Raw genomic sequence first — 6,337 nt, 5'->3', positions numbered from 1 at the left:
GGCGGGTGTTGGGAATCGTCCACCTCGCCGACACCCGCGAGCAGGCGATCGAGGACTGCACCTACGGGCTGCAGGACTTCGCGAACTACTTCGGCGCCGCGGGCTTCGTACCACTGAACAACGTCGTCGAGGGCACGCAGTCACCGCGGAAGTTCGTGGAAGATTATGCCGCTCGGGGTAATTGCTGTATCGGCACTCCTGCCGACGCGATCGTCTACATCCAGGACCTGCTCGACCGCTCTGGCGGCTTCGGCACGTTCCTGATGCTGGGGCACGACTGGGCGCCACCCGCGGCCACCTACCACTCGTACGAGCTGTTCGCGCGAGAAGTCGTGCCGCACTTCAAGGTTCAGTTGACCGCCCCGCAGGCGTCACACGAATGGGCAAGGGGCATCCGGGATCAGCTCTTCGAACGGGCCGGTCAGGCAATCGTCAACGCGATCCGAACACGTCGACGAGGCTCAGCGGGGGCAGGCCTGATGCGTGGATCGGTGTTGCGCGGCGGCCGGATGGTCTACCGCGACGATCTGCCGGAGCCCGTACCCGGCCCCGGCCAGGTGCTGGTCGCGGTGAAGGCATGCGGCATCTGCGGTTCGGACCTGCACCTCGCCAGACACGGCGACGACGTGCTGGCCGCAGGCAAGCAGATGAAGGGGATGCCCGACCTCGGCGACGTCCTGGATCTGTCCGCGGACGTCTTCATGGGGCACGAGTTCAGCGCCGAGGTTCTCGAGGCAGGCCCCAACACGGATGCGCCTGCGCCGGGAACGCTAGTCACGTCGGTGCCGGTACTTCTGTCGCCGGCCGGGGGGACGAGCCCATGGCCGTCGGACTGCATGCGGTCAACAAGTCGAACGCCGCCCCCGGCGAGACGGCACTGGTCATCGGCTGCGGCCCGATCGGCATCGCGATCATCGCCGCGTGCAAGGTCAGGGGTGTCGAAACCATTGTGGCATCCGACTTCTCGGCCAAGCGCCGGGAGCTCGCGACGGTCGTCGGCGCACACCGCACGTTCGACCCGGCCCAGGAGTCGCCGTTCGACGGCCCCTCACCAGCGGTGGTGTTCGAGGCCGTCGGGGCGCCCGGTGTCATCGACGACGTGCTGCGCCGCGCGCCGTCCGGCACACGTCTCGTCGTGGCGGGCGTGTGCATGCAGCCCGACACCGTGCACCCGTTCTTCGCCATCGCCAAGGAGATCAACGTCCAGTTCGTCTTCGGTTACGGGCTGGACGAGTTCGCGACCTCGCTGCGCTCGATCGCCGACGGCGAGATCGACGTGGCGCCGATGATCACCGGCGAGGTCGGTCTTCCCGACGTCGGGTCTGCGTTCGACGAGCTGTCGGATCCGGGCAGCCACTGCAAGATCCTGGTGACTCCCTGAGCGGCCGGTAGGGTCACTGGCATGCCGAAGAAGCCATCGAAGCCTTCGAGAACGTTGACCCGACTGCTCGTGCTCGCGTCGGCCACGCTGGCCGTCGTCGGGGTCGTGGGGTGCGACGCCAAGTCGGCGCCGGCCGCGGTCCCCGGCACCACGGCACCCCGCCAGGTCACCGTCGTCGGCGAGGGGAAGGTCGACGGCACTCCGGACACCCTCGTCATCAGCCTCTCGATCGCGGCCACCGCGCCCGACGCCATCGGCGCCTCGAATCAGACCAGCGCCCGCGCCAACGCGTTGACCGACGCGCTCGCCGGCCAGGGCATCGACCGCAAGGACATCAGCACGACGACGGTGACGCTGCAGCCCCAATACGGCTCCGACAACACCATCATCGTTGGTTACCAGTCGAGCAATTCGATCGACGTGAAGGTCCGCAAGATCGAGACCGGACCACAGGTGCTCGGCGTGATCACCACCACGGGTGGTGACGCCACCCGCATCAACTCGGTGTCGTACTCGATCGAGGACGACTCCCAGCTGGTCAAGGATGCCCGCGGCCGCGCCTTCGCCGACGCGAAGGACCGCGCCCAGCAGTATGCGCAGCTGTCCGGCCTCGACCTCGGCAAGGTCCTGTCCATCTCGGAGACGGGTAGCGGTGCCCCGCCGCCACAGCCGATGCCGTCGCCTGCCCGCTTCGACATGGCCACGGCCGTGCCGATGTCACCCGGCCAGCAGACCGTCGGCTTCTCGGTGACGGCGGTCTGGGAACTGGGCTGACGCCCGTCCCTCAGGGATTCTCGTAGACCTTGGGGTCCAGGGTGCCGATGTAGGGCAGGTCGCGGTACCGCTCGGCATAGTCCAGGCCATATCCGACGACGAACTCGTTCGGGATGTCGAATCCGCACCAGGCGATCTCGACATCGGCGCGCACCGCGTCGGGCTTGCGCAGCAGCGTGCATACCCGCAGTGACCGAGGATGCCTCGTCGCCAGGTTGCGCAGCAGCCAGGACAGCGTGAGCCCCGAGTCGACGATGTCCTCGACGATGAGGACGTCGCGGTCGTTGATGTCCCGGTCGAGGTCCTTGAGGATGCGCACCACGCCCGACGACGACGTCGACGAGCCGTACGAACTGACCGCCATGAACTCCAGCTGCGTCGGCAACGGGATCGCGCGGGCCAGATCGGTGACGAACATGACCGCGCCCTTGAGCACGGTCACCAGCAGCAGATCCTCGCCGCCGTCGCCAATCGCTTCGCGATAGTGCTCCCCTACGGCCGCGCCCAGTTCGGCAACGCGCGCCTTAACCTGAGCCTCGGAGAGAAGCACCGACTCGATGTCGCCGGGATATGGGTCCACGGCAGATGGCTCGGGCACGGCAACAGCGTGCCACGTCAGTAGGTCGACGACCAACACGTGCCCATGAATCGCTCAGCCCTGAACCGCTTCCGAGCGCAGGATCAGCACGCCACCACGCCGGTCGGCGAACAGCCGCTGGTTGCGCAGCAGCGACCCCACCGCGACGCCACCCCTGCCGCGCCAGTCGACGACGAGCCGATCCACATCGCGGATCTGACCGTCGGTCAGGCCGCTGGCACCGCCGTCGAGCAGCCACCGACGGATGACGCGCCTGCGGAGCGCGGGCGGTAGGTCGGCGAGTGGCGCGACGTTCAGCTCGCCGTCGGACGACGCCGTGGCCAATGATTCCGCCGCCAGCGCGTCCAGCAGGTCGACGTCCTCGCGCAGCCCGATGGCGGTCCGCGCCAGCGCCTCGGCCACGCCGCCGCCAAGGACCTCCTCCAACAGCGGCAGCACCTCTGCGCGGAGCCGGACGCGGGTGAACCTCGACTCGGCGTTGTGCGGGTCGTGCCAGGGCACCAGCCCAAGCTCCTCGCAAGCGGCGTGGGTCACGGTGCGGCGGACGCCGAGAAATGGCCTGCACCATGGCGGATCACTCGGACGCATGCCCGCGATCGAACGCGCACCCGAGCCGCGGCCCAGCCCGAGCAGGACCGTCTCGGCCTGGTCGTCCAAGGTGTGGGCGACCAGCACGGGCCCACCGCGGCGCGCGCCGTCGAGCGCTGCGTAGCGGGCGGTGCGACCGGCGGCCTCGGGCCCGCCGGACGAACCGACCTCGACGCGAAGAATCTGCGCATCGACGCATCCCAGCCCGAGGGCCTGATCACGCGCGGTGGCCGCCACCGTGGCCGATTCGGGTTGCAACCCATGGTCGACGATCAACGCGGTGGTCGGCCGCGAGCGTGCGGCAACTGCGGCCAGGGCCAGCGAGTCGGCTCCACCCGACAGCGCCACGCACCACTGTTCGTCGGCGGCGCAGTGCATGTGGGCGAAGTCGTCGAGCGCCGCGCGCACCGCCGCTACAGGACCCTGTCTATCCATCGCTGCGGCTCGTCGACTTCCGTTGGCAGCGGCAGGGTTTCCGCGCTCGTCCAGACGGTGTTGAACGCGTCCATACCCACCTTGCCCACCACGTGGTCGACGAACGCCTTGCCGCGGGTGTACTGACTGAGCTTGGCGTCGAGTCCCAACAGCGCCCGGAGCAACCTCTGGATCGGCGGCTGTTTGCGTTGCCGCCGTTCGTCGAACCTGCGCCTGATGGTCGCCACCGACGGCACCACCTTGGGGCCGACGGCGTCCATGACGTGGTCGGCGTGACCTTCGAGCAGCGTCCCGAGTACCAGCAATTGATCGAGGGCCTTGCGCTGCGGCTCGGACTGCGTGGCTCGCAGGAGTCCGACCATGCCCTCGGAATTCGGTTCGGGCACTTGGCCTCCTGAGCCATTGCGCTTGTTGCGGACGAACTCCCCAAGCCTGCCGACGACCTGGGTGAGCTCTTGACCGGAGTCGTCGGTGATGACCGCCAGCGACTGCGACATGTGTTCGGTGAGCCAGGGATTGGCGCGGAACTGCACGCGGTGGGTGACCTCGTGCAGGCAGACCCACAGCCGGAAGTCGGCGGGCGACACCCGCAGATGACGCTCGACGGCGATCACGTTCGGGTACACCAGCAGCAGCTCACCACTTCCTCCGGGATCATTCCCCGGTCGCTCCGCTGCTGCCCGCCGGGCGAACGGGTCGTACTGGCCGAGGATTCCCGACGAGACGAAGGCGAGGACGGCACCCGTCTGTGCTCCGGTGACGCGCCGCGTGATGCGGCCGGCCTTACTCTCCGATGCCGTCGCGGTGCCGGCCTCGTCGCCCCCGGTCATCACCCGCATGGATTCGGTTGCGGCGCGCACCCATTCGGGCCGGTCGACGATCCGTGCCTCCGTGACGGCGGCGCCCTCGTTGAGACGCGTGACGTCGCGCACGGGGCGCTCCGCCGCGCGGGCGAATTCGGAGAGCTGATCCATGGCCTGGCGCCTGGTGTACTCCGTGGCGGGCGGCGCCGGCCTGACGAGCTTGGCGCCGACGGTGGCGGCGAAGTTCCAATCGACCGCGCGGCCGACGTTGCCCGTCGAGGACGCGCTCACGAGCCGCACCCGCAGGATCGCAGGGCGGCGGCCAGCGCGTCGATGGCGGTGCGTCCGGTTGGGCCCGCGTTGTTCGAGATCAGTGAGAACGTGAGGACCCTGCCGCCCTCGTCGGTGACGAAACCCGCCAGCGCATTGGTGCCGGTGAGCGATCCCGTCTTCGCCCTGAGCAGGCCGGCCGCCGCCCGGCCCGCGTCGGTGTCGAGGAAGCGGTCGGACAGCGTGCCGCTGCCGCCAGCGATGGGCAGCAGGTCGACCAGCGGCCGCAGTTGGGGGTTGGCACTCCCCGCAGCCGCGTTGACGACTCCGTCGAGGGTTTCGGCAGTGAGTCGGTCGTCGACGGAAAGGCCGCTGGAGTCCAACAGCGTCGCTCCGCCCGTGTCCACGCCCGCCTTGGAGAGTTGGCCGAGCACTCCCGCAACGCCGCCGTCGAAGCTCTGCGGCTTGCCGACGGAGGCCGCCACTTCGCGGCCGATGGACTCGGCCATCACGTTGTCGGACTCACTCATCATCTGCCGTAGCCGTTCGATCAGAGGGGGTGACTGCACCGTGGCGACCCGCTCACCCGTGGCGGGTGTGGGCCGCACCGTGACCGTCGCCGGGTTCACACCCAGCGCAACGGCGAGCGCGCGGCCCGCGTCGAGCGCCGGGGTCCTGGACCGTGAAGAGTCGACGCTGACCGGCTGCGTGCGGCCGCCGTCGAGCATCACCGCTTCCATCGGGGCGATGTCGCCGCCGTCGATGTCGACGGGATCCCATCCCGGCGCCAGCGTCGGTCCGCTGAAGGCGCTGACATCGACCTGGACGGCCTTCGGCACGACGCCGGACTGGCGGACCTGGTCGGCGAGGTCGCTGATCCGCGCGGCGCCGCGATACCAAGTGTCGACGCCCTTGGCGGCGGCCGACAGCGTCGGGTCGCCTCCTCCCTTGAGCACGACCAGACCCGGCGACGCGCTCTGGTCCGGCGCGATCACCGTCGTCGTCAGGCGCGCGTCTCGGTCGAGGGTGTAGAGCGCCGCCGCGGTGGTCAGAACCTTGTTCGTCGATGCAGGCTGCATCGGCACGCCTGCTCCCCGCGCCCACAGTTCCTTGCCGGTGAGCGCATCGGTGACCCGACCGGTGAGCGCACCGAGGTCAGGGTTGGCGACCAACGGCGCCAGCGTCGCCGCCAGGCCTGCCGCCGTGGGCACCGGAGCCGAGTCCGCCAGCGGAGCCACGCCGGGCTGGGCCGTGACGAGCGCGGGTTGCGGTATCACGGCCAGCGGTTCGGGGGTCGGGCTGCCGCTGGAGGTTGCCACCGCGCCGACGGCCACCACGGCGGCCACCAGCAGCAGGACCGCCACGCCGACCCACACGTGGGTGGATCGACGCCACCGCGTGGGACTCGTGACTCCGATGGTCGCTCTCCTGATCAGGGGGCTCCCGCGCAGAGCCTCAAGGTGAACGGTACCGCTCGTCTATGGTGGA

Annotated in this window: 5 protein-coding genes and 2 pseudogenes; 3 read left to right on the top strand and 4 right to left on the bottom strand. The window is 69.5% G+C overall.

Annotated features, from left to right (window positions below):
* The 3 genes and pseudogenes from QOI01_RS30350 to QOI01_RS30340 all read left to right on the top strand — a co-directional run.
* Positions 1-480: pseudogene (locus QOI01_RS30350) on the top strand (LLM class flavin-dependent oxidoreductase); the annotation flags it as partial.
* Positions 480-1,381 (top strand): annotated as a pseudogene (locus QOI01_RS30345) (zinc-binding dehydrogenase). The pseudogenes QOI01_RS30350 and QOI01_RS30345, both read left to right, overlap by 1 nt.
* Positions 1,382-1,402: 21 nt before the next feature.
* Entirely contained in the window at positions 1,403-2,155 is a 753-nt protein-coding gene (locus QOI01_RS30340) for an SIMPL domain-containing protein (RefSeq protein WP_526386972.1), read from the top strand.
* Between the two features lie 10 nt (positions 2,156-2,165).
* On the opposite strand, the gene hpt is transcribed toward QOI01_RS30340, so the two are convergent.
* From hpt to dacB, 4 genes are read right to left on the bottom strand one after another with little or no spacing between them, the layout of a single operon-like run.
* Positions 2,166-2,792 carry a hypoxanthine phosphoribosyltransferase gene (gene hpt, locus QOI01_RS30335; protein WP_526386970.1) on the bottom strand — a complete coding sequence of 209 codons (627 nt, stop codon included), beginning with the start codon at positions 2,790-2,792 and terminating at the stop codon, positions 2,166-2,168.
* Between the two features lie 15 nt (positions 2,793-2,807).
* Positions 2,808-3,776 (bottom strand): tRNA lysidine(34) synthetase TilS, encoded by a 969-nt coding sequence (tilS, locus tag QOI01_RS30330; protein ID WP_526386968.1) that lies wholly within the window; start codon positions 3,774-3,776, stop codon positions 2,808-2,810.
* Entirely contained in the window at positions 3,755-4,870 is a 1,116-nt protein-coding gene (locus QOI01_RS30325; RefSeq protein ID WP_526386976.1) for an Rv3626c family coenzyme F420 biosynthesis-associated protein, read from the bottom strand. The genes tilS and QOI01_RS30325 overlap by 22 nt, the downstream gene beginning before the upstream one ends.
* Positions 4,867-6,267, bottom strand: a complete 1,401-nt coding sequence (gene dacB / locus QOI01_RS30320) for a D-alanyl-D-alanine carboxypeptidase/D-alanyl-D-alanine endopeptidase (protein WP_526386974.1) — start codon at positions 6,265-6,267, stop codon at positions 4,867-4,869. Before dacB ends, QOI01_RS30325 begins: the two co-directional genes overlap by 4 nt.
* Positions 6,268-6,337: the final 70 nt, after the last annotated feature.

Origin of the sequence: Mycobacterium sp. (assembly GCF_032162605.1) — a bacterium.
Classification (GTDB): Bacteria; Actinomycetota; Actinomycetes; order Mycobacteriales; family Mycobacteriaceae; genus Mycobacterium.
The sequence above is the reverse complement of the archived record's forward strand: the minus strand, read 5'-3'. Positions and strand labels throughout refer to the sequence as shown.